Here is a 25,820-nt window from a genome sequence, read left to right as displayed (position 1 = left end):
ACCATGCTCAAACACGCGGTCATTCCGTTTTTAGTCGGCGCAAGCTTATTAGCTAGCGCACCTTTCGCCCAAGCGGCGACTAACCTGGTGTTTTGCTCCGAAGGGAGCCCGGCCGGTTTTGATCCTGGCCAGTACACCACCGGAACCGACTTCGACGCCTCTGCAGAAACCATGTTCAACCGTTTGAGCCAGTTCGAACGTGGCGGCACCGCCGTTGTTCCTGGCCTGGCCACCAGCTGGGACATTTCCCCGGATGGCCTGACTTACACCTTCCATCTGCGTGAAGGCGTCAAGTTCCACACCACCCCGTATTTCAAGCCAACTCGTGAGTTCAACGCCGACGACGTGCTGTTCACCTTCAATCGCATGATTAACAAGGATGACCCGTTCCGTAAGGCGTACCCGACCGAATTCCCGTACTTCACCGACATGGGGATGGACACCAACATCACCAAGATCGATAAAGTCGACGATCACACCGTCAAGTTCACCCTCAAAGAAGTTGATGCCGCGTTCATCCAGAACATGGCCATGAGCTTCGCTTCGGTCCAGTCCGCCGAGTACGCTGCCCAGCTGCTCAAGGAAGGCAAAGCCGCCGATATCAACCAGAAGCCGGTCGGCACTGGTCCGTTCGTATTCAAGAGCTACCAGAAAGACTCCAACATCCGGTACACCGGGAACAAGGACTACTGGAAGCCTGACGACGTCAAGATCGACAATTTGATCTTCGCCATCACCACCGACCCGTCGGTGCGTATTCAGAAGCTGAAAAAGAACGAGTGCCAGATCACTCTGTTCCCACGCCCGGCCGACCTGAAGGCGCTGAAAGAAGACAAGACTCTGAAGGTGCCTGACCAGGCTGGTTTCAACCTGGGTTACATCGCCTACAACGTGATGGACAAGATCAAGGGCAGCGATCAGCCGAACCCGATGGCTCAACTGAAAGTGCGTCAGGCATTGGACATGGCCGTCAACAAGCAGCAGATCATCGACTCCGTGTACCAGGGCGCCGGCCAACTGGCGGTCAACGCCATGCCGCCAACCCAGTGGTCTTACGACACCACCATCAAGGATGCGCCGTACAACCCTGAGAAAGCCAAAGAGCTGCTCAAGGAAGCCGGCATCAAGGAAGGCACCGAGATCAACCTGTGGGCGATGCCGGTGCAGCGTCCGTACAACCCGAACGCCAAACTGATGGCTGAAATGCTGCAGTCCGACTGGGCCAAGATCGGTATCAAGGCCAAGATCGTGACCTATGAGTGGGGCGAGTACATCAAGCGCTCCAAAGGCGGCGAAAACGGCGCGATGCTGATTGGCTGGAGCGGCGACAACGGGGACCCGGACAACTGGCTGAACGTGCTGTTCGGCTGCGATTCGCTGCAGGGCAACAACTTCTCCAAGTGGTGTGACAAGAAGTTTGACGGCATCGTGAAAGAAGCCAAGCGCACCACCGATCAGGCCAAGCGCACCGAACTGTACAAACAGGCGCAACACGTCCTCAAAGACGCCGTTCCAATGACACCTATCGCTCACTCGACGGTGTTCCAACCCATGCGCGACAACGTGCAGGACTTCAAGATCAGCCCGTTTGGCTTGAACTCCTTCTACGGCGTCAGCATCAGCAAATAAGGTCTGGCAACGGCGGCGTCCCTGACGTCGCCATTGCTTTACCTGCCGGGACCGAAGAATCCGCCTACATCCGAAACCGCTGCGTACTACAGCAGCGGCGCTAGGACGTATTGCCTTTTCCTACGCGCCTATCAGGCCTTACGCATTTACTGCCCAGCCTGCGACTCATACCGTCGAGGTACGGCAGTTCTGCGATTTTGGCCGGCACTGCTGCACGCGATGGTTTGGGATCAGTGATACCCGCACGTCCCATGGACGGGACGATTGCTCGCTGATCAAGACACTAAAAAGAGAGGGAGCGTCATGCGCCATACCTTGGTTTTATCCGCATTGCTGGGCACCGGTCTGTTGGCCGGTACCTCGATCAGTCAGGCCGCCGGCAATAGCCTGGTGTTTTGCTCGGAAGGCAGCCCGGCTGGTTTTGATACCGCGCAGTACACCACTGCGACCGACAACGATGCCGCCGAGCCGATCTACAACCGGCTGGCCGAGTTCGAAAAAGGTGCCACCAGCGTCGTACCTGGCCTGGCGACAAGCTGGGATATTTCCGAGGACGGTCTGAAATACACGTTCCACCTGCGCGAAGGGGTGAAGTTTCATACGACCCAGTACTTCACACCGAGCCGCGATTTCAACGCCGATGACGTGCTGTTCACCTTCAACCGCATGCTCGACCCCGAGCAACCCTTCCGTAAGGCTTACCCCACCGAATTTCCGTACTTCAATGGGATGAGCCTGAACAAGAACATCGCCAAGGTCGAGAAGACCGGGCCGCTGACCGTGGTGATGACGCTGAACTCGGTAGACGCCGCGTTCATTCAAAACATCGCCATGAGTTTCGCCTCGATCCTCTCGGCCGAATACGCCGACCAACTGCTCAAAACCGGCAAGCCCAGCGATATCAATCAGAAGCCGATTGGTACCGGGCCGTTCGTGTTCCAGCGCTATCAGAAAGATTCGCAGATCCGTTACGCCGGCAATAAACAGTACTGGGACCCAAGCCGGGTCAAACTCGATCAGCTGATTTTCGCGATCAATACCGATGCCTCGGTGCGCGTGCAGAAGCTCAAGGCCGGTGAATGCCAGGTCACCCTACACCCGCGCCCGGCCGATGTCGACGCGCTGAAAAAAGACCCGAAACTGCAGCTCATCGAGAAGCCCGGGTTCAACCTCGGCTACATCGCCTACAACGTTCAGCACAAACCTTTCGACCAGCTCGAAGTGCGCCAGGCTCTGGACATGGCGGTGAACAAGCAAAGCATCCTGAACGCGGTGTATCAGGGCGCCGGTCAACTGGCGGTCAACGCCATGCCGCCAACCCAATGGTCCTATGACGACTCCATCAAAGATGTCGCCTATAACCCGGAAAAAGCCAAAGAGCTGCTCAAGGCCGCCGGGGTCAAGGAAGGCACTGAAATCACCCTTTGGGCCATGCCGGTGCAACGCCCTTACAACCCCAACGCCAAACTGATGGCTGAAATGCTTCAGGCCGATTGGGCGAAGATTGGACTCAAGGTCAAGATCGTCAGCTATGAATGGGGCGAATACATCAAGCGCACCAAGAATGGCGAGCACGACATCAGCCTGATCGGCTGGACTGGCGACAACGGTGACCCGGACAACTGGCTCGGCACCCTTTACAGCTGTGACGCGATTGGCGGTAACAACTACTCCATGTGGTGCGATCCCCAATACGACAAGCTGGTCAAGCAAGCCAAGATCGTGACTGATCGCGAGCAACGCACGGTGCTCTACAAACAAGCCCAGCAACTGCTCAAGCAGCAAGTACCGATCACCCCTATCGCCCACTCGACGGTCAACCAGCCGTTGAGCGCCAAAGTCGAAGGCTTCAAGGTCAGCCCCTTCGGCCGCAACGTCTTTTCGGGTGTCGGCATCACTCCATAAATAACTAACCGGATCCAAGGAGAGCGGATTTCGCTCTCCCGCAATCGTGTTGCCTGAAATCGGCGAACCAGCCTCCAGCAAACGTTTGCGATGCCTTGATTGAGTTCAAAACCAATAGCCGGATCACCAAAAAAGACCGGCATTAAAAAAAGAAAGTAAGGAGCTTCACCCATGAAACTGAGCAGCACCGCGTTACTGGCCTTGGCCATCAGCAGCGTAACCGCCACGGCTTACGCAGAAACCCAGAGCCAGGAATTCACCCCGGTTACGGTCAACACCAGCAGCGCTCAAGCCGACGCAACAGGCTTTGTCGAAGGCTCGAAGGTCGACGGCACCACACGTAACTGGTACGCCAACGAACAACTGAAACGTGGCGGCAAGTTCACCTACCGCAAAGACGGTGTGGCGACGCCAACCGACCGCCGTATCAACTGGGTTCAGGGCACTATCGTCAAGTACAACTCCGGCTTCACTCAAGGCACCGTCGGTGTCAGCACTGAAGTGGCCGCCTACAACGCCGTAGCACTGGAGCGCGATCGCAAGGATCTGGCGTCCAACAACGGTGGCGCACCGGGCTCTCGTCCAGGCGCGGGCAACAACCGTACCCTGACCACAGAAGGCGGCGATGCCCAAGGCCAGTGGAGCAAACTAGGCCTGGCCAACGTCAAGTTCCGCGTATCGAACACGACGCTGACCGCCGGTCGCCAGAACTTCAGCACCCCGATTGTCGACACCATCGGTAACCGTGCATTGCCTTCGAGCTTTGAGGGCGTGACCCTGCACAGCGAAGAGCTGAACAACCTGTCGTTCGACGCGGGTTCCTTCGACCGCGTATCCCCGCGGACCGAAGAGAGCCTGTCGAAATTCCGCACCGAGTACACCAACAACAACGCCGAAACCGATCGCGTGAACATCGTTGGTCTGAACTACCAGCCGTTTAAAAGCCTGAAGACCAGCCTCTACGCCTCCAACGTTGAAGACTTCTGGAACCAGTACTACTTCGGCGCCACTCACGAACTGGGTGACAGTTCTGTCCTGAGCCTGACCACCGGCCTGAACTACTACAAAACAGTCGACACCGGCAAAAAAGAGATGGGTGAAATCGACAACGACACCTACTCCCTGTCGTTTGGTCTGACTCACCAGGCTCACAGCCTGACCTTCTCGTACCAGGAGGTGGCCGGTGACGAGTACTTCGACTACCTGCACGAAACCAACGGTATCTACCTGGCTAACTCCTTGCTCTCGGACTTCAACGGCCCGAACGAGAAGTCCTTCCAGATCGCCTATGGCCTGAACATGGCTGAATACGGCGTGCCAGGTCTGAAGTTCAACATCTACCAGGCTCGCGGCTGGGGCATCGACGGTACTCACTACACCGGCACCGCCTACGACGTTAAAAACATGGATGGCGAGAGCCACTATGAATACGGCATCGGTGCTTCGTACGCCGTACAGAGCGGCCCGCTCAAGGCCACCGCCATCCGCGCAACCTACACCGCGCACCGTGCCACCCAAAACCAGGCTGACGGCAGCCTCAACGAGTTCCGTCTCGTGACCACCATCCCGTTCAACATTCTGTAAAAACACTGCCAAACGGCTGACTCACGGCGAGTCGGCCGTCTGGTTTTTTCCTGTTCAAGCGATTGCAGAGGGCTCTTGATGAAAATGCTTCCCCTACGTGCGGCCATCGCCGCCGCGTTGCTGAGTGTCGCTGTCGGCGCCTCGGCCAAACCCTTGGTGGTCTGTACCGAAGCCAGCCCGGAAGGCTTCGATATGGTCCAGTACACGACTGCAGTCACAGGCGATGCGGTGTCCGAAACCATCTTCAATCGTCTGGTGGACTTCAAACCGGGTACTACCGAAGTGATACCGGCCCTTGCCGAGTCGTGGGAAATCAGCCCGGACGGACTGAGCTACACCTTCCACCTGCGACCAGGGATCAAGTTTCACACCACCGATTACTTCAAGCCGACCCGTGACATGAATGCCGACGACGTGGTCTGGAGTTTCCAGCGTCAGCTGGACCCGAAGCACCCGTGGCATGACAAATCCAGCGTGGGCTTCCCGTATTTCGAAAGCATGGGCTTCAAGGAATTGCTGAAAAGCGTCGAGAAAGTCGACGACAACACCGTTGTATTCACCCTGACCCGCCGTGAAGCGCCATTCCTGGCCGACCTGGCCATGGCCTTCTCCTCGATTTTCCCGGCGGAATACGCTGACCAGTTGCTCAAGGCCGGCAAGACCAACGACCTGAACAGTAAGCCGATTGGCACTGGGCCCTTCGTCTTCCAGCGCTACAACAAAGACGCCCAGGTGCGCTTCAAGGCCAACCCGGATTACTTCCGTGGCAAACCACCGGCCGACACACTGATCCTGGCCATCGCCACCGACAACAACGTGCGTTTGCAGAAGCTCAAGGCCAACGAGTGCCAGATCGCGCTGTATCCAAAACCGGATGACATCCCGAGCATCAAGGCCGACCCGAACCTGAAGGTCGACGAACTGGCGGCCATGACCACTAGCTATACGGCCATGAATACCACCCGCAAATACATGAGCGACGTGCGAGTCCGGCAGGCCATCAACATCGCCTTTGACAAGGAAGCCTACGTCAACAGCCTGTATGGCAAGGGCAATGCGGTCGTTGGCACCGGCCCTTATCCGCCAACCCTGCTAGGCTTCAATGACACATTGAAGAACCCGCCTCGCGACCTGGACAAAGCCCGTGCGTTGCTCAAGGAAGCCGGTATGCCCGAAGGGACGGCCCTCACCCTGTTCACCCGCAACGGCGGCGGCCCGACCAACCCCAACCCGTTGCTCGGTGCACAGATGATGCAGTCGGACCTGGCAAAGATTGGCATCAAGCTCGACATCCGCGTCATGGAATGGGGCGAAATGCTCAAGCGCGCCAAGAATGGCGAACATGACATGGTCTCGGCCGGCTGGGCTGGCGACAACGGTGACCCGGATAACTTCCTGACCCCGAACCTGAGTTGCGATGCAGCGAAAAACGGCGAAAACTACGCCCGCTGGTGTAACAAAGCGTTTCAGGATTTGATCGACAAGGCCCGCGCTGGAACTGAACCGGTAGAACGTGCGGCACTTTATGAAAAAGCGTTGGCGACGTTCGATCAGGACCAACCATGGATCCCCATGGCTTACCCGAAAATGTTTACCGCAATGCGCAAGAACGTAGAGGGCTATCACATTAGCCCCCTCACCACTAATAACTTCGCTACCACCCAAGTGAAGTAGATAAGAAACTCCCGGCATCGTTGACCCCAATGATGCCGGGCACGCCTAACCGGCTGATGAGGTACACCACAAGATGTTTAGTTTTATTGCCCGCCGCGTGGGGTTGTTGATACCCACCTTTTTCGGCATCACCTTGCTGACATTCGCTTTGATTCGCATGATCCCCGGCGACCCCGTGGAAGTGATGATGGGTGAACGTCGGGTCGACCCTGAGATGCATGCCCAGGCAATGGAACGCCTTGGATTGAACAAACCGCTCTATGCCCAGTATCTGGACTACATCGGCAAACTCGCCCACGGCGATCTTGGCGAATCTCTGCGTACCCGTGAGAGCGTCTGGACCGAGTTCACCTCACTGTTCCCGGCAACTCTGGAGCTGTCCTCAGCTGCCCTGCTGTTCGCCGGTGTCCTTGGGCTGCTGGCCGGGGTCATTGCTGCCTTGAAGCGAGGATCCCTATTCGACCATGGGGTGATGGGCATCTCCCTTGCGGGCTATTCGATGCCGATCTTCTGGTGGGGCCTGATCCTGATCATGTTCTTCTCGGTATCCCTGGGCTGGACGCCCGTCTCCGGGCGGATCGACCTGCTGTACGACATCGAGCCGAGAACCGGCTTCATGCTGATCGACACCTTGCTGGCCAATGACACCGGGGCCTTCTTCGACGCCCTGCATCACTTGATTCTCCCAGCCATCGTGCTCGGCACCATTCCACTGGCGGTGATCGCCCGGATGACCCGCTCTTCGATGCTCGAAGTACTGCGTGAAGACTACATCCGCACCGCCAGGGCCAAAGGCCTGTCGCCGTCGCGCGTGGTATTCATTCACGGCCTGCGTAACGCCTTGATCCCGGTGCTGACCGTGGTCGGCCTGCAAGTCGGCACCCTGCTGGCCGGTGCAGTGCTGACCGAAACCATCTTCTCCTGGCCCGGCATCGGCAAATGGCTGATTGAAGCCATTGGCGCCCGGGACTATCCAGTGGTGCAAAACGGCATCCTGTTAATCGCCTGCCTGGTGATCATGGTCAACTTCGTGGTGGACATCCTCTACGGCTTTGCCAACCCACGCATCCGTCACCAGCGCTGAGATCTTACTAATGAGCACTCTAACTACCTCAGTAGCAGTCGACCAAAGCCTGCTTTATCCATCGCCGTACAAAGAGTTCTGGCAAGCCTTCTCGAAGAACAAAGGTGCCGTCGCCGGCCTGCTGTTCATGATCATCGTGGTGTTTTGCGCGCTGTTCGCACCCTGGGTTGCCCCACACAACCCGAGCGAACAATTTCGTGACTTCCTGCTGACCCCGCCCGCCTGGCTCGAAGGCGGCCAGCTGCAGTTCCTGCTCGGCACCGATGAGCTAGGGCGTGACCTGCTGTCACGGCTGATCACCGGTTCACGCCTGTCGCTGCTGATCGGTCTGTCGTCGGTGGTCATGTCGCTGATTCCGGGCATTCTGCTGGGGCTGTTCGCCGGGTTCTTCCCGCGCCTGCTTGGCCCGACCATCATGCGTCTGATGGACATCATGCTGGCCCTGCCGTCCTTGCTGCTGGCTGTGGCGATTGTCGCCATCCTCGGCCCTGGCCTGATCAACACCGTCATCGCCATCGCCGTGGTTTCTTTGCCGTCCTATGTCCGTCTGACCCGCGCAGCGGTAATGGGCGAGCTGAACCGCGACTACGTCACCGCCGCACGTCTGGCCGGTGCCGGTCTGCCTCGTCTGATGTTCATCACCGTGCTGCCAAACTGCATGGCACCGCTGATCGTTCAGGCGACCTTGAGCTTCTCCTCGGCGATTCTCGATGCCGCAGCCCTGGGTTTCCTCGGCCTTGGCGTACAACCGCCAACCCCTGAGTGGGGCACCATGCTGGCCTCGGCTCGCGACTACATCGAACGCGCCTGGTGGGTGGTGAGCCTGCCTGGTTTGACCATTTTGCTCAGCGTGCTGGCAATCAACCTGATGGGCGACGGTCTGCGCGATGCGCTGGACCCGAAACTCAAGAACGCCGCCTGAGGAGATTCCCATGTCACTGCTAGAAATCAAGAATCTCAATGTCCGCTTTGGCGACGCCAATGCCGTACCGGTGGTCGACGGTCTCGACCTGTCTGTGGACAAAGGCGAAGTACTGGCCATCGTGGGCGAATCGGGTTCCGGCAAGTCCGTGACCATGATGGCGCTGATGGGGCTGATCGAGCATCCCGGCATCGTCACTGCTGACTCGCTCATCTTCGACGGCCAGGACATGCTCAAGCTCAGCGCTCGCCAGCGCCGACGCATTGTCGGTAAAGACCTGGCCATGGTTTTCCAGGACCCAATGACCGCGCTGAACCCGAGCTACACCGTCGGCTTCCAGATCGAAGAAGTGCTGCGCCTGCACCTCAAACTGTCCAGCAAGGCCGCCCGCAAGCGCGCCATTGAGCTGTTGGAAAAGGTCGAAATTCCTGGCGCCACCAGCCGTATGGATGCCTATCCGCATCAACTGTCCGGCGGTATGAGCCAGCGTGTGGCGATTGCCATGGCGATTGCCGGTGAACCGAAACTGCTGATCGCTGACGAACCGACCACCGCCCTGGACGTGACCATTCAGGCCCAGATCATGGAGCTGCTGCTCAACCTGCAACAAGAGCAGAACATGGGCCTGGTGCTGATCACTCACGACCTGGCCGTGGTGGCCGAAACCGCACAACGAGTGTGCGTGATGTACGCCGGCCAAGCCGTAGAGGTGGGTCATGTTCCTCAGCTGTTCGACATTCCGGCGCACCCGTACAGCGAAGCGCTGCTAAAGGCCATCCCGGAACACAGCCTGGGTTCAGACCGTCTGGCGACCTTGCCGGGCATCGTTCCGGGTCGCTATGACCGTCCGCAAGGTTGCCTGCTGTCACCACGTTGCCCGTATGTGCAAGACAACTGCCGCCAGCAACGTCCAAGCCTTGACCCTAAAGCCAACAGCCTCGCCCGCTGCTTCTACCCCTTGAATCAGGAGGTGGCGTAATGAGCGTCGTTCTCACCGCCCGCGACCTTACCCGTCACTACGAAGTTTCCCGCGGCCTGTTCAAAGGCACCGCCCTGGTTCGCGCCCTCAACGGCGTGTCGTTCGAACTGGAAGCCGGCAAGACCCTCGCTGTCGTAGGCGAGTCGGGCTGCGGCAAGTCGACCCTGGCCCGCGCCCTGACGTTGATCGAAGAGCCCTCCTCCGGCTCGCTGAAAATCGCCGGCCAGGAAGTGGCCGGCGCCAACAAGGCCGAACGCAAGCAACTGCGCAAAGACGTGCAGATGGTGTTTCAAAGTCCCTACGCCTCGTTGAATCCACGGCAGAAAATCGGCGATCAGCTCGCTGAACCGCTGCTGATCAACACTAAGCTGAGCGCCTCCGAGCGTCGCGAGAAAGTCCAGGCGATGATGAAGCAGGTGGGCCTGCGTCCTGAGCACTACCAGCGTTATCCGCACATGTTCTCCGGCGGTCAGCGCCAGCGGATTGCCTTGGCTCGGGCAATGATGTTGCAACCCAAAGTGCTAGTGGCAGACGAACCGACTTCAGCCCTCGACGTGTCGATTCAGGCGCAGGTACTCAACCTGTTCATGGATCTGCAGAAAGAGTTCAACACCGCCTATGTGTTCATCTCCCACAACCTTGCGGTGGTGCGTCACGTCGCCGATCAGGTGCTGGTGATGTACCTCGGCCGTCCGGTGGAAATGGGCCCTAAAGAAGACATCTATACTCGTCCTCTGCACCCTTACACCCAGGCACTGCTGTCGGCTACGCCAACGATCCACCCGGATCCGACCAAGCCGAAAATCAAGATCGTCGGCGAACTGCCCAACCCACTCAACCCGCCGTCCGGCTGCGCCTTCCACAAGCGCTGCCCGTACGCCACCGAGCGGTGCAGCACCGATGAACCTGCACTACGCTCACTCGACAACCGCCAGGTGGCCTGCCATTACGCCGAGCAATTCGTCGTTTAATCAGGGCATAAAAAAAACGCTCCCGGGATTTATTCGGGAGCGTCTTTCACGCGTTAACCAACCCTTGCTGCCGGATTGCGCATCAGTCCGGCAGCAAGGGTTTTCTTTTAGCTGAAACTCAGTAGATCAACCCTGGGTATCGTCCTCCTCGTCGCCTGAATCATCCCCGCCCTCGGTACCACTCTTGCCTTCGTCCTGGCCCTTAGGATCGGAGTCATCTGCGTAGATCGCATGAAACCCACTGCCCGCCATGCCCGTCGAGAAGCCCGCGCCGTGATCCTGCGCCGGATAACTGGCCCATGCCGCTGAAGTACCCAGCGAAAGCATGACCAGCACTTTGATCAGCAACACAATGCGTTGAAAGATTTTCATAGCCGATTCCATCCTTTCGTAGGTGAATCACTGATGGCTACAGGCCTTGATTGCAACAACCGTAGCGCTGTCTGAAAACTAGCCCCGTTACGCGGAGTTTTCCAGATAGGCAGCTACCAATAGGCCGAAACACTCCGATGCAGATAGACCGGTTTCGACTAACGGTTAAACCGAAAAACTCTCTCTAGTCGCTCGCGATCAAAAAAAAGGCGAAGCCCGAAAGCTTCGCCTTTTCTGTACTTACTGCCTCAACCCTTAATGATGCTCTCGGGTCGCGCGGAATTTCACATCCGGCCAGCGCTCTTCCATCAGGGCCAGGTTGACCCGGGTAGGGGCCAGGTAGGTCAGGTGACCGCCGCCGTCGATCGCGAGGTTTTCCACGGCCTTGACGCTGAACTCTTCAAGCTTCTTCTTATCGCTGCAATCGATCCAGCGGGCGGACCACACGGTGATCGGCTCGTAAGCGCACTCGACCTTGTATTCCTCTTTCAGACGGCTGGCGACCACATCGAACTGCAGCACACCGACGGCGCCAAGGATGATGTCGTTGCTGCGTGTCGGGAAGAACACCTGGGTCGCGCCTTCTTCGGCCAGCTGTTGCAGGCCCTGGCGAAGTTGCTTGGACTTGAGCGGATCCTTCAGGCGCACGCGACGGAACAGTTCCGGGGCGAAGTGCGGGATGCCGGTGAAACCCAGTGCTTCGCCTTCGGTGAAAGTGTCGCCGATCTGGATCGTGCCGTGGTTGTGCAGGCCGATGATGTCGCCGGCGAAGGCTTCTTCCAACTGCTCACGCTCGGAGGAGAAGAAGGTCAGCGCATCGCCGATCCGCACGTCTTTACCAGTCCGTACGTGGCGCATTTTCATGCCCTTGTCGTACTTGCCGGAGCAGATACGCATAAAGGCAATCCGGTCGCGGTGTTTAGGGTCCATGTTTGCCTGGATCTTGAACACGAAGCCGGTGAATTTATCCTCAACCGGTTCAACCGTACGCTCGTTGGCCACACGGGCCAGCGGCTTGGGTGCCCAGTTGACCACGGCGTCGAGCACGTGATCGACACCGAAGTTGCCCAGCGCGGTCCCGAAGAACACAGGAGTCAGTTGGCCGTCCAGGAATTCCTGTTGATTGAATTCGTGGCAAGCGCCCTGCACCAGTTCCAGTTGATCGACGAAACGGTCGTACTCATCGCCCAGATGCGCGCGGGCTTCATCGGAGTCGAGCTTCTCGATAATTTTCACATCGGTGCGCTCGTGGCCGTGGCCTGCGGTGTAGACAATGATGTAGTCGTCGGCGAGGTGGTACACGCCCTTGAAGTCGCGGTAGCAACCGATCGGCCAGGTGATCGGCGCAGCTTTGATCTTCAGGACTGCCTCGATCTCGTCGAGCAGTTCGATCGGGTCACGGATGTCCCGGTCGAGTTTGTTGATGAAGCTGACAATTGGTGTGTCACGCAAACGGCAGACGTCCATCAGGGCGATGGTCCGTGGTTCAACGCCTTTACCGCCGTCGAGCACCATCAGCGCCGAGTCCACCGCAGTCAGGGTGCGGTAGGTGTCTTCAGAGAAGTCTTCGTGGCCCGGGGTGTCGAGCAGGTTGATCATGTGATCGCGATACGGGAACTGCATGACCGACGTGGTAATGGAAATACCACGCTGCTTTTCCATTTCCATCCAGTCGGAGGTGGCATGACGGTCCGACTTTCGGGATTTCACCGTACCGGCAATAGCAATGGCCTTGCCCATCAGCAAGAGTTTCTCGGTGATGGTGGTTTTACCCGCATCCGGGTGGGAAATAATGGCGAAAGTGCGGCGTTTCGCGACTTCGGCGGCCTGTTTGGTCATGGGAAATCGCCTGGCAGGTGATTCAAAAAAGGGCGGCGATTATAGCCCAAACTCAGTCCAGAACCGAACCATTGAGCGCATTAAGAGAGGCTAAATGCCGCACATGATGGGAACCTTTTAGACCGTGGAGGCGTCCACTCCCCTGTTACCAGCTCGTCTCAGGGGCTGAAATATCAGCAAGCTGGTCTGACGAGGCTGCGCTTATGGCTCGACTTCATGCCGCTTTGCCGGCATTTACGAGCTGCTTTTCGCGAACATATCTTCCGGTAGCCAGGAATGGTCACACACCACACGGGAATATGTCCGCCGACGAAATAAAGGAGTCCGCCTGTGGCTATTCGCTATGGCAAAGGGCTGATGGGGTGCGCGGTTGTCATCGCCCTCCTGGCCCTGCTGGTCCACTGGATCGGCATTAATACGATCGAACACTACCGCGACGATTTGTTGTTTTACCTGCAAGCTCATCTGATTCTCGTCCTCGCCTCCATGCTGGCCGCCCTCGTCACAGGCATCCCCGCCGGTATCCTGCTCAGCCGACCGAACATGGTCGGGCGCGCCGAACGCTTCATGCAGATTTTCAACATCGGCAACACCGTCCCACCTCTTGCCGTACTGGCCATCGCCCTGGGAGTTCTCGGGATTGGCAGCGGCCCGGCGATATTCGCGTTGTTCCTCGCCTCCCTGTTGCCCATCGTGCGCAACACCTACGAAGGCCTGAAAAACGTTCAGGGCTCACTCAAGGAAGCCGCCGTCGGCATTGGCATGACCCCAGGCCAGGTGCTTTGGCGGGTCGAATTACCGAACGCCGTGCCGATCATCATGGGGGGTGTTCGAGTCGCGCTGGCGATCAATGTCGGTACCGCACCGCTGGCATTCCTGATCGGCGCCAACAGTCTGGGCAGCCTGATTTTCCCCGGCATTGCCCTGAACAATCAGCCGCAACTGCTCCTCGGCGCGGCCTGCACCGCCCTGCTGGCACTGCTGCTCGACGGTTTGGTGACACTTGCCAGCCGCCTCTGGCTCGAACGCGGCTTGCGCCCGTCTTAAGCCTCGGCAAAGGAATATTCATGAAGAAATCAAGTCTATTACTAGGCTGCGTCCTGCTGTTCGCAGGAATCGCCCAAGCCGCTGAAAAACCCGTGATCCGCATTGGCGCTCGCGTCTTCACCGAGCAAACCCTGCTGGCGGAAATCACCTCCCAATACTTGCGCACCAAGGGCTATGACACCCAGGTCACTGGCGGTCTGGGCAGTAATCTGGCTCGCAGCGCTCACGAAAGTGGCCAACTGGACATGCTCTGGGAATACACCGGCGTCTCGCTGGTGGCCTACAACCATGTGACCGAAAAGCTCGACAGCGAACAGTCCTACGCTCGGGTTAAAGAACTCGATGGGAAAAAAGGCCTGATCTGGCTCACGCCGTCGAAGTTCAGCAACACCTATGCCCTGGCCCTGCCAAAAAACATCGCCGACCAATACCCGCAGATCAACACCATCAGCGAGCTGAACACCGTGCTCACGGCGCAGGCGAAGAAAAACCATCTGGTGGCGCTGGACACCGAGTTCGCCAACCGCTCCGACGGTCTGGAGGGCATGGTGAAGAGGTACGGTATGAACCTCACCCGTCACAACATTCGCCAGATGGATGCGGGGCTGGTCTACACCGCGTTGCGTAACGGCCAGGTGTTCGCCGGATTGGTCTACACCACCGATGGGCGACTCAACGCCTTCAAGTTGAAGCTGCTGGACGACGACCTGCATTACTTCCCGGACTACACCGCCGCCCCCGTGGTGCGCCAGGCCTACCTCGACGCTCATCCACAACTGGCGGCCGAGCTCAAACCGCTGGCCGAACTGTTCGATAACCAAACCATGCGCCAGCTCAATGCGCGGGTCGACGTCGACCATGAAAGCCCATCCGCGGTTGCCGCAGATTTCCTGCGCCAGCATCCACTGCCTCCCATTCAATAAAAGAGGAGAAGACATGGAATTCCTGAACGCCTTTTCCCATCTGGACTGGCCGCTCGTCCTGCACCTGACCTGGCAGCACATCACCCTGGTCGGGATCGCCGTGACCCTGGCGATCCTCGTCGGCGTGCCGCTGGGCATCCTGATGACGCGCTTCCCGACCCTGGCAGGTCCCCTGCAAGCCAGCGCCACGGTGCTGCTGACCGTCCCGTCGATCGCGCTGTTCGGCCTGCTGTTGCCGTTCTACTCCAAATTCGGCCAGGGCCTTGGGCCGATGCCGGCGATCACCGCGGTGTTTCTCTATTCCCTGCTGCCGATCATGCGTAACACCTACCTGGCCCTGACCGGCGTCGAACCGGGCATCCGCGAAGCCGCTCGCGGCATCGGCATGACCTTCGGCCAGCGCCTGCGCATGGTCGAGCTGCCCATCGCCGTGCCGGTGATCCTCGCCGGAGTGCGCACCGCCGTGGTGATGAACATTGGCGTCATGACCATCGCTGCGACCATCGGCGCCGGTGGCCTCGGTGTACTCATTCTCGCTTCCATCAGCCGCAGCGACATGTCGATGCTGATCGTCGGCGCCATGCTGGTCAGTCTCCTGGCCATCTTCGCCGACCTGCTTCTGCAATGGCTGCAACGCACGCTGACTCCAAAAGGACTGCTCAAATGATCGAACTTCAAAACCTCAGCAAGACCTTCCAAAGTAACGGCAAAGATGTGAAAGCCGTGGACTCGGTAAGCCTGACCGTCAACGAAGGCGAGATCTGTGTGTTCCTTGGGCCTTCTGGTTGCGGCAAAAGCACCACGCTGAAAATGATCAACCGCCTGATCAAACCGACCTCGGGCAAAATCCTGATCAACGGCGAAGACACCACCGACCTCGACGCAGTAACGCTACGCCGCAACATTGGCTATGTGATCCAGCAGATCGGTCTGTTCCCGAACATGACCATCGAGGAGAACATCACCATCGTTCCGCGCCTGCTCGGTTGGGACAAACAGAAATGCCACGACCGCGCCCGCGAATTGATGAGCATGATCAAGCTTGAGCCCAAGCAGTACCTGAGCCGCTACCCGCGTGAATTATCCGGTGGCCAGCAGCAACGTATCGGCGTAATCCGCGCATTGGCGGCGGACGCTCCGCTGTTGTTGATGGACGAACCGTTCGGCGCGGTCGACCCGATCAACCGCGAAATGATCCAGAACGAGTTCTTCGACATGCAACGGGCGCTGGGTAAAACCGTGATCATGGTCAGCCACGACATCGACGAAGCGATCAAGCTCGGTGACAAGATTGCGATCTTCCGTGGCGGCAAGCTGATTCAGTTCGATCACCCGGACACCCTGCTGGCGCATCCGGCGGACGACTTCGTCAGCAGCTTCGTCGGCCAGGACAGCACCCTCAAGCGTCTGTTGTTGGTGAAAGCCGAAGACGCGGCGGACAACGCGCCGTCGGTGAGCCCGGAAACGCCAGTGGCCGAGGCCCTTGAGTTGATGGACGAACTGGACCGTCGCTACGTGGTGGTCACCTGCGCCGATAATAAAGCCCTGGGCTACGTGCGTCGCCGCGACCTGCACCGCCAAACCGGCACTTGCGCGCAATACCTGCGCGAGTTCAACGCCACTGCGGCCTACGACGAGCATTTACGCATCCTGTTGTCGCGGATGTACGAGTTCAACCGTTCGTGGTTGCCGGTGATGGATGCCGAACGGGTGTTCCTTGGTGAGGTGACGCAGGAGTCGATTGCCGAGTACCTCAGCTCCGGACGTTCGCGCGGCGGCAAGACCAGCATCGTTTCGCCCGCCGAGACAGCGGCGGCCTGAATAAAGCCTCAAGCAAGTTGCCTTGTTCCCTGTGGCGAGGGAGCTTGCTCCCGCTCGGCTGCGTAGCAGTCGCAAAACGGCGAGTGCGGTGTGCCTGACAAGATGCGGTCGCAGATTTCGGGACTGCTTCGCAGTCCAGCGGGAGCAAGCTCCCTCGCCACAAAAGCTGCATAAATCCCGCCGAAAATCCTCGATCGGGGAACATCAGCCTGTCATCTGGGTCGGTTACATAAGTGGCTGACCGAGGCCACGCGACGGACGTGTGCAAAAACGCGACATTTTTTGTTGATCTCAAGCCCCTCACGTCCTAAAGTTCGCGCCGAACGTCCATGCTGGAAACGATCCATCCGGCTCAAGTACTGACGACGAGACAGCAAGGTCACCCGTAGCGCTCTGCACGGTTGACCTTTTTGCTTTCGGCGGACATGCCTTGGGAAGTAGGCGAACCAAAGTGGGGATACGGAGGACGTTCATTTGCACCCATTGTTTAATTTAGTTTGCCAGTAGGAGTTCCCAGCATGTCGATCCAGGTCGAAGACTATTACGCGCGCGAAACCTTCGAGAAAATGAAGGCCTTCGCCGACACGCAAGAAACTCCATTTGTGGTCATCGACACCGCGATGATCAGCCAAGCCTACGACGACCTGCGTGCAGGCTTCGAATTTGCCAAGGTGTATTACGCCGTCAAGGCCAACCCGGCCGTTGAAATCATCAACCTGTTGCGCGACAAAGGCTCGAGCTTCGACATCGCTTCGATCTACGAGCTGGATAAAGTCTTGAACCAGGGCGTCAGCCCGGATCGCATCAGCTACGGCAACACCATCAAGAAATCCAAGGACATCCGCTACTTCTACGAGAAGGGCGTGCGCCTGTACTCCACCGACTCTGAAGCCGACCTGCGCAACATCGCCAAGGCAGCCCCGGGTTCGAAAGTCTATGTGCGGATCCTCACCGAAGGCTCGACCACCGCTGACTGGCCGTTGTCGCGCAAATTCGGTTGCCAGACCGACATGGCCATGGACCTGCTGATTCTCGCTCGCGACCTGGGCCTGGTGCCTTACGGCATCTCCTTCCACGTCGGTTCGCAACAGCGCGACATCAGCGTCTGGGACGCGGCGATCGCCAAGGTCAAAGTGATTTTCGAGCGTCTGAAAGAAGAAGACGGCATTCACCTCAAGCTGATCAACATGGGCGGTGGCTTCCCGGCCAACTACATCACCCGCACCAACAGCCTGGAAACCTACGCTGAAGAAATCATCCGTTTCCTCAAGGAAGACTTCGGTGACGACCTGCCGGAAATCATCCTCGAGCCAGGCCGTTCGTTGATCGCCAACGCCGGCATTCTGGTGAGCGAAGTGGTACTGGTCGCACGTAAATCGCGCACCGCCGTCGAGCGCTGGGTCTACACCGATGTGGGCAAATTCTCCGGTTTGATCGAAACCATGGACGAAGCCATCAAGTTCCCGATCTGGACCGAGAAGAAAGGCGAGATGGAAGAAGTGGTCATCGCCGGTCCAACCTGCGACAGCGCCGACATCATGTACGAGAACTACAAGTACGGCCTGCCACTGAACCTGGCCATCGGCGACCGCCTGTACTGGCTGTCCACCGGCGCCTACACCACCAGCTACAGCGCTGTTGAGTTCAATGGCTTCCCGCCGCTGAAGTCGTTCTACCTGTAAACGCTGATCGCACAAGCAAAAAGCCCATGACTCGTCATGGGCTTTTTGCTTTGTAAGCTCGATCATCAGGCTGAGATGCTATCGATCTTCACGCACATGCCACAGTCGCAAAATGTAGAGCGTGGAGCCCTGGATCTCGTAACGCATCTCGTAGTGACCGACTAAAAGCCGTCGCACATCTCGAGGCTCAAACTCTTCAAGTCGCTCACCGATACGCGGGTTACTCAACAAGGTTACCGGTGCCAGAGAGAGCGACTGCACTGTGCGCGCAGCCGCGACGCGATTTACCACTGCCAGGAATTCGAAGAGCCGAGTCAGATCCGACAACGCTTTACTTGTCCACTTCAACTCCATCAATGCGGCACCGGCAACGGATTGTCGGTACTCAAACTATCCGCCCATGCCTGAACAGCCTGCTGGTCGATCACTCGCCCAGCATCAACATCCGCCATAGCCTCGCGAGTAAGACGGCTTCGTTCTTCTTCCTGATCCACCCAGTCAGCAAGGGCTTGCTTGACGATCCAGCCACGTGAACGCTCCATCCGAGTCGCCATTTGATCGATTTTGTTGGCGAGCTCCATCGGTACGTGTGCCGTAAGTACTTTGGTTTCGGCCATGATTTTCGTCTCCACAAGCAGTGTGCGGCGAGATGATGAGAAATGATTAAGTTCCAATCATTATGATTTAACCACAGCGACAAGCTCTGCCACATCCCGCTCATCGCCCAATTGCATTGCTCGGCGGTGATAATCCTTGGCCAAACCTCGAATCTGGGGATGGGTGGCATTTAACAGGGTCTTGCAAGCAACTCGCAGGAAATTCAGATTTCCGCCCACCAGAGCCTTACGCAGCCACACCAACGCTTCTTCGACTCGCCCATCATCGGCCAGAACAGCCGCATAACTGAACTGCCCGCGAAAATCCCCACCCTCAGCCGAACGCCGATACCACTCAAAAGCTGCAACCGGATCAGCCGGACAAAACCGTCCTTCTTCCAGATAACGCCCCAGCAGATTCATTGATTTTGCATGTCCGAGTTCAGCGGCGCGCCGATAGCAAGCCAGCGCTTGCGCCTGATCCTCGACCACGCCACGACCGGTGGCGAGTAGGTTGGCGTAGTTGTACAAACCCCAATCCAGCCCGGCATCAGCAGCCTGACGGTAGTGCGACGCCGCGACAACCGTATCGGCCGTGCAACCCCAGCCATGCTCGTGACAACGACCGAGCATGTTGCGCGCCATCAGATGCCCGCCATTGGCCGCGATCTCGAACCAGCGCAGGGCCAGTGTCTGATCTTGAGCGATTCCCAGTCCATCCAGAAGTATCTGCCCGAGCAAGGCCTGAGCATCGAGGACACCTTCTTTGGCCGCGATCAAAATGGCCTGGGCCGCGCGCGCCGGGCTTTCTTCGAGCATGGCCTTGAGCCGATCGCCATCGAGGATTTCTTCGCGATGCAGCAAATGAAAACTCACGGTTTACACCTCGACCCAGCGACGCAACAGGTTGTGATAGGTGCCGGTAAGGCGGATCAGCGACGGGTGATCCGGCATGTCCTGGGTCAGTTGCTGGATCGCGCCATCCATCTCGAACAGCAACGCACGCTGGCTGTCTTCGCGCACCAGGCTTTGCGTCCAGAAGAACGAGGCGTAGCGCGCGCCGCGAGTGACGGCGTTGACTTTGTGCAGGCTGGTGCCGGGGTACAGCACCATATCGCCCGCCGGAAATTTCACCTGACGAGTGCCAAAGGTGTCCTGAATTTCCAGCTCGCCGCCGTCATATTCGTCCGGATCGCTGAAAAACAACGTGGACGACAAATCAGTGCGCACACGTTCAGCGCTGCCCTTGGGTTGGCGCACTGCGTTGTCGATATGAAAGTCGAAACTACCCCCGGCGGTGTAGCAGTTCAGCAGTGGCGGGAACACTTTGTGCGGTAACGCCGCTGACATGAACAGCGGATTTTTCCACAGGCGGTCCAGCATGGCGGCGCCGATTTCCTGCGCCAACGGATGCCCTTCCGGCAACTGCAAATTGTGTTTGGCCTTGGCCGATTGGTAGCCGGCAGTGATCTTGCCGTCCGCCCAGTCCGCCTGCTCCAGGGCCTCGCGAATGCGCAGCACTTCTTCACGGGAGAACAAGCCGGGAATATGCAGCAGCATGAGGCGATACCTGAGAGCGAAAGGATCGCAATGATATTGATTCTTATTGTCTCTGTAAAACCCGAGCGACGAATGAGACCGTAAAAACCGTAAAGATAAAGTGTAAAGAATGTAAATTAAGTACGAATAGAAATATTTCGCAATTGATACAGATACGTATTTACCCTATATTCCGCGGCCTCAAATCCCTGGGGAGGGGAATTCACATGTCGCGCCAACCATCACAGTTACCTGTCAGCTCACCGCGTTTGCTCGCGTCTGCAATTGGCGTGGCCATCACCGCCGCCTCCGCAGCCCACATGGCTCACGCGGCTGAAAAAACTGACGAAAAAGCACCGCGTAATGCTATTTCGCTGGACGCTACCAGTGTCACCGGCGAGGCCCAGGACCAGACCTCCTATCAAGTCGAGAAAGCCTCTTCGCCTAAGTACACCGCACCGCTGGTAGACACTCCGCGTTCGGTAACGGTGATTCCACAGCAAGTCCTCAAGGACACTGGCGCCCTTTCCATGCAGGATGCGCTGCGCACCGTGCCTGGCATTACCTTCGGCGCCGGTGAGGGCGGCAATCCACAGGGTGACCGACCGTTCATTCGTGGCTTCGACGCGCAAGGCGACACCTATCTGGATGGCGTGCGCGACACTGGCTCCCAGAGCCGCGAGATATTTGCCGTTGAGTCGATTGAAGTCAGCAAAGGCCCGAACTCGGCCATGGGCGGTCGTGGCGCCGCGGGCGGCAGCATCAACCTGGTGAGCAAAAAGGCTCACTTGGGCGACTCGTTTGATGGCGGCTTTACCTGGGGTTCGGATCAAACCCAACGCTACACCCTGGACAGCAACTATCAGTTCAGCGACAGCGCCGCCGGCCGTCTCAACCTGATGAGCCATGAAAGCAATGTCGCCGGGCGTGACAAGGTCGATTACGACCGCTGGGGTATCGCTCCGTCGCTGGCGTTCGGGCTGGGCACCGACACTCGGGTCAACCTCGATTACTACCACCTGGAAAACAACGACTTGCCGGACTCGGGCATTCCGTACACGGTGCCCACCTCAGGTCTGACCGCCGATCGCACCAAAAACAATCCGGACAAACCCAACGCCGGCGGCAACAGCAGCAACTTCTATGGCCTGACTGACCGCGACTTCCGTAAAGGTCGTACCGACACCGCGACTTTCGCCATCGAGCACGACCTGACCGACTCGCTGACCGTGAAGAACACCTTGCGCCACGGAACCAGCATGCAGGACTACATCCTGACCCAGCCGGACGACAGCAAGGGCAACGTCAACAACGGTAGCGTCTGGCGTCGAGCCAACACCCGGGTCAGCAACACCGACACCACCACCAACCAGACCGATCTGTTTGGCGATTTCTACGTGGCCGGGTTCAAGAACAGCTTCTCCACTGGCGTCGAGTTCAGCCGCGAAAAAAGCAAAAAGTCTTCGTACAACGTCAATACCGATACCACGCCAGGAACAGCCGCCGCGACCACCAACTGCACGCCATCCATGATCGGTGCACCGAGCGGTTACAACTGTACCTCGCTGTCCAATCCGAATCCTGATGATCCGTGGAATGGTGCTATTTCGCGCAACTACGCCGGTACCGACACCTCCGGAACCACCCGGGCGCTATACGTGTTCGACACCCTGGAACTGTCGCCTCAATGGCTGGTGAACATGGGCCTGCGCTACGACCACTTCGACACCAAGTTCAAGACCTTCGACGCTGCTTCCGTCACCACCGCCAAAGGCGACGACACCAGCGAGTTCGTCACCGGTCAGCTGGGTCTGGTCTGGAAACCGGCGGAAAACGGCAGCATCTATGCCTCCTACGCGACGTCCGCCATCCCGCCCGGCGCCGTCCTTGGTGAAGGCGTGGACGGCAATCCGCTGTCCGGTACGAAGGATCGCAATGGCAACCTGCTGAGCAGCGACATGGAGCCGGAAGAAACCACCAACTACGAAGTCGGCACCAAGTGGGATCTGCTCAACGATCGTCTGTCACTGACCGCGGCAGTGTTCCGCACCGAGAAGGAAAATGCCCGGGTTCAGGTCGACACCACTTCCTTCCAGAACGTCGGCAAGACCCGTGTTGACGGCTTCGAACTGTCGGCCACCGGCAAGCTCACCGACAAGTGGCAGGTCTTCGCCGGTTACAGCTTCCTCGACGGCAAGCAAGTGGATGGCGGCCCGCTGAACAAGGCCACCGATGGCAATCAACTGCCTAACACCCCGAAAAACAGCGCCAGTGTGTGGACAACTTACGCCGTCACTCAGAAGCTGACCGTTGGCGGCGGCGCGTTCTATGTCGACGAAGTATTCGGCAGTGTGGCCAACACCACCATGGTTAACTCCTACGTGCGCTACGACGCTATGGCCAACTACAAACTGACCAAAAACGTCGACCTGCAGCTGAACGTGCAGAACCTGACCGACGAGACGTACTACGACAAAGCCTTCCAGAACCACTTCGCCAACCAGGCGCCAGGTCGTACGGCATTGCTGAGCACCAACTTCCACTTCTAATAGAGTCGGGAGTTCAAGAAGCCCTGCTCATGTTCATGAGCGGGGCTTTTGCGTGTAATAACGAATGCTTCTCGACAACACACGGCATAATGCGCGCCGTAATAATTACTTATGAATGAGGAAGGCGGTCGACGTGTTGAAGAAAACACTGTTCCAGCTGCACTGGTTTTTCGGCATCAGCGCCGGACTAGTCCTGGCCCTGATGGGTATCACCGGAGCCACGGTGTCGTTTCAGGACGAGATCCTGCGCGCGCTCAACCCGTCGGTGCTGCACGTCGAGAAGCGTACTGCCGGTGTGTTGCCGCCTGCTGAGCTGGTGGAAAAAGTCGAAGCCGCTGAAGGCAAAAAGGTCTCGATGCTCTGGGTAGATACCGACAGCGGCAACGCCGCGCGGGTGTTCTTCACTCCACCGCCCGGAGAGCGTCGCGGCCAGATGCGCTACTTCGACCCGTACACCGGCGACTTCATGGGTGATGCCACGGGTCAGGACTTCTTTGGCCTGATGCTGCGGTTGCACCGCTTTCTGGCGATGGGCGATACCGGTCGGCAAATCACCGGCGCCTGCACGCTGATTTTGATTTTCTTCTGTCTGTCCGGCCTCTATCTGCGCTGGCCGCGTCAGGTCGCCAGCTGGCGCGCCTGGCTGACCTTCGACTGGGCCAAAAAGGGCCGCAGCTTCAATTGGGACCTGCATTCGGTGGCGGGTACCTGGTGCCTGATTTTCTATCTGCTGGCAGCATTGACCGGGTTGTCCTGGTCTTATGAGTGGTACAACAAAGGGCTGAACAAGCTCCTCTCCGACGCGCCGCAAAATGAGCGGGTCAAAGGGGGGCGCGGTGCCCCGCCTTCAGGTCCGGCACCGACCGCCGATTACAGCGCAATGTGGAGCAGCATCTACAGCGCCGCCGGCCCTGGTTTGAGCGCCTACAACATCCGCATGCCGCCAGTGGCCGGGCAACCGGCGACAGTGTTCTACCTGCTGAAGAACTCACCTCACGACCGTGCGCTGAACCAGATCATCCTCGATCCGGCCAACGGCACCGTCAGCCGCCATGATCGCTACGCCGACAAGAGCTTCAAGGCGCAACTGCTGACCAGCCTCTATGCGCTGCATGTCGGCAGCTACTTCGGGATTGTCGGGCGCATTCTGCTGACCCTCGCCGCCCTGACCATGCCGCTGTTCTTTATCACCGGCTGGCTGTTGTACCTGGATCGTCGACGCAAGAAACGTCAGGTGAGGGACGCTCGCACAGCTCTGGAAAAAAACAGCAGCGACGCACCGGCATGGCTGATTGGTTTTGCCAGCCAGAGCGGCTTTGCCGAACAACTCGCGTGGCAGACCGCCGGCCAATTGCAAGCAGCGGGGGTGCCGGTCAAGGTGCAGCCGCTGGCGGATGTCAGCGAGCAGGACTTGTGCGAGTCAAACCACGCCTTGTTCGTGGTCAGCACCTTCGGCGACGGCGAAGCGCCGGACAGCGCCCGCGGCTTCGAGCGCAAATTGCTGGGGCGTGCGTTGACGCTGGACGGACTCAAGTACGCGGTGCTGGGCCTCGGCGATCGGCAGTATCAGCACTTCTGTGGGTTTGCTCGCCGTCTGCACGCCTGGCTCGCAGAGCATGGCGGCACCACGTTGTTCGCTCCGATTGAAGTCGACAGCGGCGATCCCTATGCCCTACGACACTGGCAGCAGCAACTTGGCCAACTGACCGGGCATGCACCGGTGGACACCTGGCAAGCTCCGAGCTTCGACAACTGGACGCTGAGCCAGCGCAGATTACTCAACCCCGACAGCAGCGGTTCAGGCGTGTACTTGCTCGGCCTGACCGCACCAACCGCCAGCAGTTGGTTGGCCGGTGACCTGGTGGAGGTACTCCCACGCAACAGCAGCGCTGCCATCGAGTATTTTCTGAAGGGGCTGGGCCTCGCGGCGACCACTCCCGTACAACTCGATGGTTTGCAGGAAACCCTGGCGCAGGCATTGGCGGGTCGCCAGTTACCAGAGAATCGTACCCATCTGGTCGGCCTGCATGCCCAAGCATTGGTCAATGCGCTGGTGCCGCTGGCCATGCGCGAATACTCGATTGCCTCGATCGCCAGCGACGGCCTGTTGGAACTGATCGTGCGTCAGGAACGTCACGCCGACGGCAGCCTGGGCCTGGGCTCTGGCTGGCTGACCGAACATGCGCCGCTGGGCGCGGCGATCAGCCTGCGGGTGCGGCGCAACAGTGGTTTCCACCTGCCTGCCGAGCCTCGGCCGATGATCCTGCTGGGCAACGGCACAGGACTGGCGGGGTTGCGCAGCCTGCTCAAGGCACGAATCGCCGACGGCCAGCAACGCAACTGGCTGCTGTTTGGTGAGCGCAACATCGAGCATGACTTCTATTGCCGTGACGAGCTGCACGAATGGCTGGCGTGCCGCGATCTGGTACGTCTGGACCTGGCGTTCTCGCGGGATCAGGCAGAGAAGATCTACGTGCAGGATCGACTGCGTAATGCCGCCGACGAATTGAAAAAATGGCTGGCCGACGGTGCCGCGATTTATATCTGCGGCAGTTTACAGGGGATGGCGGCGGGGGTGGATCAGGTGCTCAATGAGGTGCTGGGTGTTGAAGAGGTTGAGAGGTTGATTGAGCAAGGGCGTTATCGACGGGATGTTTATTGATTATCCAAGCATAGATGATCGTTCCCACGCTCCCGCGTGGGA

Annotated in this window: 21 protein-coding genes; 15 read left to right on the top strand and 6 right to left on the bottom strand. The window is 58.5% G+C overall.

Translation table 11 applies throughout. From position 1 onward, the window contains the following. Window positions 1-3: 3 nt before the first annotated feature. The 8 genes from ACN1C3_RS23190 (at window position 4) to ACN1C3_RS23155 (ending at window position 10,748) form a co-directional block, all read left to right on the top strand. Complete coding sequence (locus ACN1C3_RS23190) at window positions 4-1,629, top strand: ABC transporter substrate-binding protein (RefSeq protein ID WP_419118082.1); 1,626 nt, start codon at window positions 4-6, stop codon at window positions 1,627-1,629. Between the two features lie 303 nt (window positions 1,630-1,932). Further along, window positions 1,933-3,534 carry an ABC transporter substrate-binding protein gene (locus ACN1C3_RS23185; protein WP_419118081.1) on the top strand — a complete coding sequence of 534 codons (1,602 nt, stop codon included), beginning with the start codon at window positions 1,933-1,935 and terminating at the stop codon, window positions 3,532-3,534. Between the two features lie 171 nt (window positions 3,535-3,705). Next, on the top strand, window positions 3,706-5,118 hold the full coding sequence (locus tag ACN1C3_RS23180) for an OprD family porin (protein ID WP_419118080.1): 1,413 nt from the start codon (window positions 3,706-3,708) through the stop codon (window positions 5,116-5,118). 78 nt (window positions 5,119-5,196) lie between these two features. Next, entirely contained in the window at window positions 5,197-6,792 is a 1,596-nt protein-coding gene (locus ACN1C3_RS23175) for an ABC transporter substrate-binding protein (RefSeq protein ID WP_419118079.1), read from the top strand. A 73-nt stretch (window positions 6,793-6,865) separates the two neighbouring features. After that, window positions 6,866-7,876: an ABC transporter permease subunit gene (locus tag ACN1C3_RS23170; RefSeq protein ID WP_419118078.1), complete on the top strand. Its 1,011-nt coding sequence runs from the start codon at window positions 6,866-6,868 to the stop codon at window positions 7,874-7,876. A gap of 10 nt (window positions 7,877-7,886) precedes the next feature. Then, window positions 7,887-8,798, top strand: coding sequence for an ABC transporter permease subunit (locus ACN1C3_RS23165; RefSeq protein ID WP_419118077.1), 912 nt, complete (start codon window positions 7,887-7,889; stop codon window positions 8,796-8,798). Window positions 8,799-8,808: 10 nt separating this feature from the next. Beyond that, complete coding sequence (locus ACN1C3_RS23160) at window positions 8,809-9,777, top strand: ABC transporter ATP-binding protein (protein WP_419118076.1); 969 nt, start codon at window positions 8,809-8,811, stop codon at window positions 9,775-9,777. After that, window positions 9,777-10,748: a peptide ABC transporter ATP-binding protein gene (locus ACN1C3_RS23155; protein ID WP_419118075.1), complete on the top strand. Its 972-nt coding sequence runs from the start codon at window positions 9,777-9,779 to the stop codon at window positions 10,746-10,748. Before ACN1C3_RS23160 ends, ACN1C3_RS23155 begins: the two co-directional genes overlap by 1 nt. Window positions 10,749-10,874: 126 nt before the next feature. Here ACN1C3_RS23155 and ACN1C3_RS23150 read toward each other — a convergent pair whose 3' ends face one another. Then, on the bottom strand, window positions 10,875-11,120 hold the full coding sequence (locus tag ACN1C3_RS23150) for a hypothetical protein (RefSeq protein WP_419118074.1): 246 nt from the start codon (window positions 11,118-11,120) through the stop codon (window positions 10,875-10,877). Between the two features lie 255 nt (window positions 11,121-11,375). Beyond that, entirely contained in the window at window positions 11,376-12,959 is a 1,584-nt protein-coding gene (locus ACN1C3_RS23145; protein WP_419118073.1) for a peptide chain release factor 3, read from the bottom strand. Between the two features lie 357 nt (window positions 12,960-13,316). On the opposite strand from ACN1C3_RS23145, the gene ACN1C3_RS23140 reads away from it, so the two are divergent. The 5 genes from ACN1C3_RS23140 to ACN1C3_RS23120 all read left to right on the top strand — a co-directional run bounded on the left by ACN1C3_RS23140 (window position 13,317) and on the right by ACN1C3_RS23120 (window position 18,432). After that, window positions 13,317-14,006 carry an ABC transporter permease gene (locus ACN1C3_RS23140; RefSeq protein ID WP_419118165.1) on the top strand — a complete coding sequence of 230 codons (690 nt, stop codon included), beginning with the start codon at window positions 13,317-13,319 and terminating at the stop codon, window positions 14,004-14,006. A gap of 20 nt (window positions 14,007-14,026) precedes the next feature. Then, window positions 14,027-14,929, top strand: a complete 903-nt coding sequence (locus ACN1C3_RS23135) for a glycine betaine ABC transporter substrate-binding protein (protein ID WP_419118072.1) — start codon at window positions 14,027-14,029, stop codon at window positions 14,927-14,929. A 13-nt stretch (window positions 14,930-14,942) separates the two neighbouring features. Then, the gene (locus tag ACN1C3_RS23130) at window positions 14,943-15,596 is read left to right on the top strand and encodes an ABC transporter permease (protein ID WP_419118071.1); all 654 of its coding nucleotides are present in this window, start codon (window positions 14,943-14,945) and stop codon (window positions 15,594-15,596) included. After that, complete coding sequence (locus ACN1C3_RS23125; protein WP_419118070.1) at window positions 15,593-16,750, top strand: betaine/proline/choline family ABC transporter ATP-binding protein; 1,158 nt, start codon at window positions 15,593-15,595, stop codon at window positions 16,748-16,750. The genes ACN1C3_RS23130 and ACN1C3_RS23125 overlap by 4 nt, the downstream gene beginning before the upstream one ends. A gap of 518 nt (window positions 16,751-17,268) precedes the next feature. After that, window positions 17,269-18,432 (top strand): type III PLP-dependent enzyme, encoded by a 1,164-nt coding sequence (locus ACN1C3_RS23120; RefSeq protein ID WP_419118069.1) that lies wholly within the window; start codon window positions 17,269-17,271, stop codon window positions 18,430-18,432. A 78-nt stretch (window positions 18,433-18,510) separates the two neighbouring features. Here the strand turns inward: ACN1C3_RS23120 and ACN1C3_RS23115 are convergent, their stop codons facing one another. From ACN1C3_RS23115 to ACN1C3_RS23100, 4 genes are read right to left on the bottom strand one after another with little or no spacing between them, the layout of a single operon-like run. Then, the gene (locus tag ACN1C3_RS23115) at window positions 18,511-18,786 is read right to left on the bottom strand and encodes a type II toxin-antitoxin system RelE/ParE family toxin (protein WP_419118068.1); all 276 of its coding nucleotides are present in this window, start codon (window positions 18,784-18,786) and stop codon (window positions 18,511-18,513) included. Then, window positions 18,786-19,049, bottom strand: coding sequence for a CopG family ribbon-helix-helix protein (locus tag ACN1C3_RS23110; RefSeq protein WP_419118067.1), 264 nt, complete (start codon window positions 19,047-19,049; stop codon window positions 18,786-18,788). The genes ACN1C3_RS23115 and ACN1C3_RS23110 overlap by 1 nt, the downstream gene beginning before the upstream one ends. 60 nt (window positions 19,050-19,109) lie before the next feature. Then, a complete protein-coding gene (locus ACN1C3_RS23105; RefSeq protein WP_419118164.1) occupies window positions 19,110-19,847 on the bottom strand; it encodes a tetratricopeptide repeat protein in 738 nt (245 codons plus the stop codon). 60 nt (window positions 19,848-19,907) lie between these two features. Further along, complete coding sequence (locus ACN1C3_RS23100; RefSeq protein WP_419118066.1) at window positions 19,908-20,588, bottom strand: Fe2+-dependent dioxygenase; 681 nt, start codon at window positions 20,586-20,588, stop codon at window positions 19,908-19,910. Window positions 20,589-20,794: 206 nt separating this feature from the next. Between ACN1C3_RS23100 and ACN1C3_RS23095 the strand changes: the two genes are divergently transcribed. Both ACN1C3_RS23095 and ACN1C3_RS23090 read left to right on the top strand, forming a co-directional pair. Further along, the gene (locus ACN1C3_RS23095) at window positions 20,795-23,116 is read left to right on the top strand and encodes a TonB-dependent receptor (protein WP_419118065.1); all 2,322 of its coding nucleotides are present in this window, start codon (window positions 20,795-20,797) and stop codon (window positions 23,114-23,116) included. Between the two features lie 133 nt (window positions 23,117-23,249). After that, window positions 23,250-25,778: a PepSY domain-containing protein gene (locus ACN1C3_RS23090; protein ID WP_419118064.1), complete on the top strand. Its 2,529-nt coding sequence runs from the start codon at window positions 23,250-23,252 to the stop codon at window positions 25,776-25,778. Window positions 25,779-25,820: the final 42 nt, after the last annotated feature.

The organism is Pseudomonas sp. H11T01, from assembly GCF_048515765.1.
Lineage (GTDB): Bacteria > Pseudomonadota > Gammaproteobacteria > Pseudomonadales > Pseudomonadaceae > Aquipseudomonas.
The sequence above is the reverse complement of the archived record's forward strand: the minus strand, read 5'-3'. Positions and strand labels throughout refer to the sequence as shown.

Bases quoted from the DNA above. Each gene is read 5' to 3' on its own strand.
- ACN1C3_RS23165 (WP_419118077.1), top strand. From the start codon at position 7,887: ATGAGCACTCTAACTACCTCAGTAGCAGTCGACCAAAGCCTGCTTTAT.
- ACN1C3_RS23175 (WP_419118079.1), top strand. From the start codon at position 5,197: ATGAAAATGCTTCCCCTACGTGCGGCCATCGCCGCCGCGTTGCTGAGT.
- ACN1C3_RS23170 (WP_419118078.1), top strand. From the start codon at position 6,866: ATGTTTAGTTTTATTGCCCGCCGCGTGGGGTTGTTGATACCCACCTTT.
- ACN1C3_RS23190 (WP_419118082.1), top strand. From the start codon at position 4: ATGCTCAAACACGCGGTCATTCCGTTTTTAGTCGGCGCAAGCTTATTA.
- ACN1C3_RS23105 (WP_419118164.1), bottom strand. From the start codon at position 19,847: ATGCTCGAAGAAAGCCCGGCGCGCGCGGCCCAGGCCATTTTGATCGCG.
- ACN1C3_RS23150 (WP_419118074.1), bottom strand. From the start codon at position 11,120: ATGAAAATCTTTCAACGCATTGTGTTGCTGATCAAAGTGCTGGTCATG.
- ACN1C3_RS23095 (WP_419118065.1), top strand. From the start codon at position 20,795: ATGTCGCGCCAACCATCACAGTTACCTGTCAGCTCACCGCGTTTGCTC.
- ACN1C3_RS23155 (WP_419118075.1), top strand. From the start codon at position 9,777: ATGAGCGTCGTTCTCACCGCCCGCGACCTTACCCGTCACTACGAAGTT.
- ACN1C3_RS23115 (WP_419118068.1), bottom strand. From the start codon at position 18,786: ATGGAGTTGAAGTGGACAAGTAAAGCGTTGTCGGATCTGACTCGGCTC.
- ACN1C3_RS23100 (WP_419118066.1), bottom strand. From the start codon at position 20,588: ATGCTGCTGCATATTCCCGGCTTGTTCTCCCGTGAAGAAGTGCTGCGC.
- ACN1C3_RS23130 (WP_419118071.1), top strand. From the start codon at position 14,943: ATGGAATTCCTGAACGCCTTTTCCCATCTGGACTGGCCGCTCGTCCTG.
- ACN1C3_RS23135 (WP_419118072.1), top strand. From the start codon at position 14,027: ATGAAGAAATCAAGTCTATTACTAGGCTGCGTCCTGCTGTTCGCAGGA.
- ACN1C3_RS23110 (WP_419118067.1), bottom strand. From the start codon at position 19,049: ATGGCCGAAACCAAAGTACTTACGGCACACGTACCGATGGAGCTCGCC.
- ACN1C3_RS23140 (WP_419118165.1), top strand. From the start codon at position 13,317: ATGGGGTGCGCGGTTGTCATCGCCCTCCTGGCCCTGCTGGTCCACTGG.
- ACN1C3_RS23125 (WP_419118070.1), top strand. From the start codon at position 15,593: ATGATCGAACTTCAAAACCTCAGCAAGACCTTCCAAAGTAACGGCAAA.
- ACN1C3_RS23180 (WP_419118080.1), top strand. From the start codon at position 3,706: ATGAAACTGAGCAGCACCGCGTTACTGGCCTTGGCCATCAGCAGCGTA.
- ACN1C3_RS23160 (WP_419118076.1), top strand. From the start codon at position 8,809: ATGTCACTGCTAGAAATCAAGAATCTCAATGTCCGCTTTGGCGACGCC.
- ACN1C3_RS23120 (WP_419118069.1), top strand. From the start codon at position 17,269: ATGTCGATCCAGGTCGAAGACTATTACGCGCGCGAAACCTTCGAGAAA.
- ACN1C3_RS23145 (WP_419118073.1), bottom strand. From the start codon at position 12,959: ATGACCAAACAGGCCGCCGAAGTCGCGAAACGCCGCACTTTCGCCATT.
- ACN1C3_RS23185 (WP_419118081.1), top strand. From the start codon at position 1,933: ATGCGCCATACCTTGGTTTTATCCGCATTGCTGGGCACCGGTCTGTTG.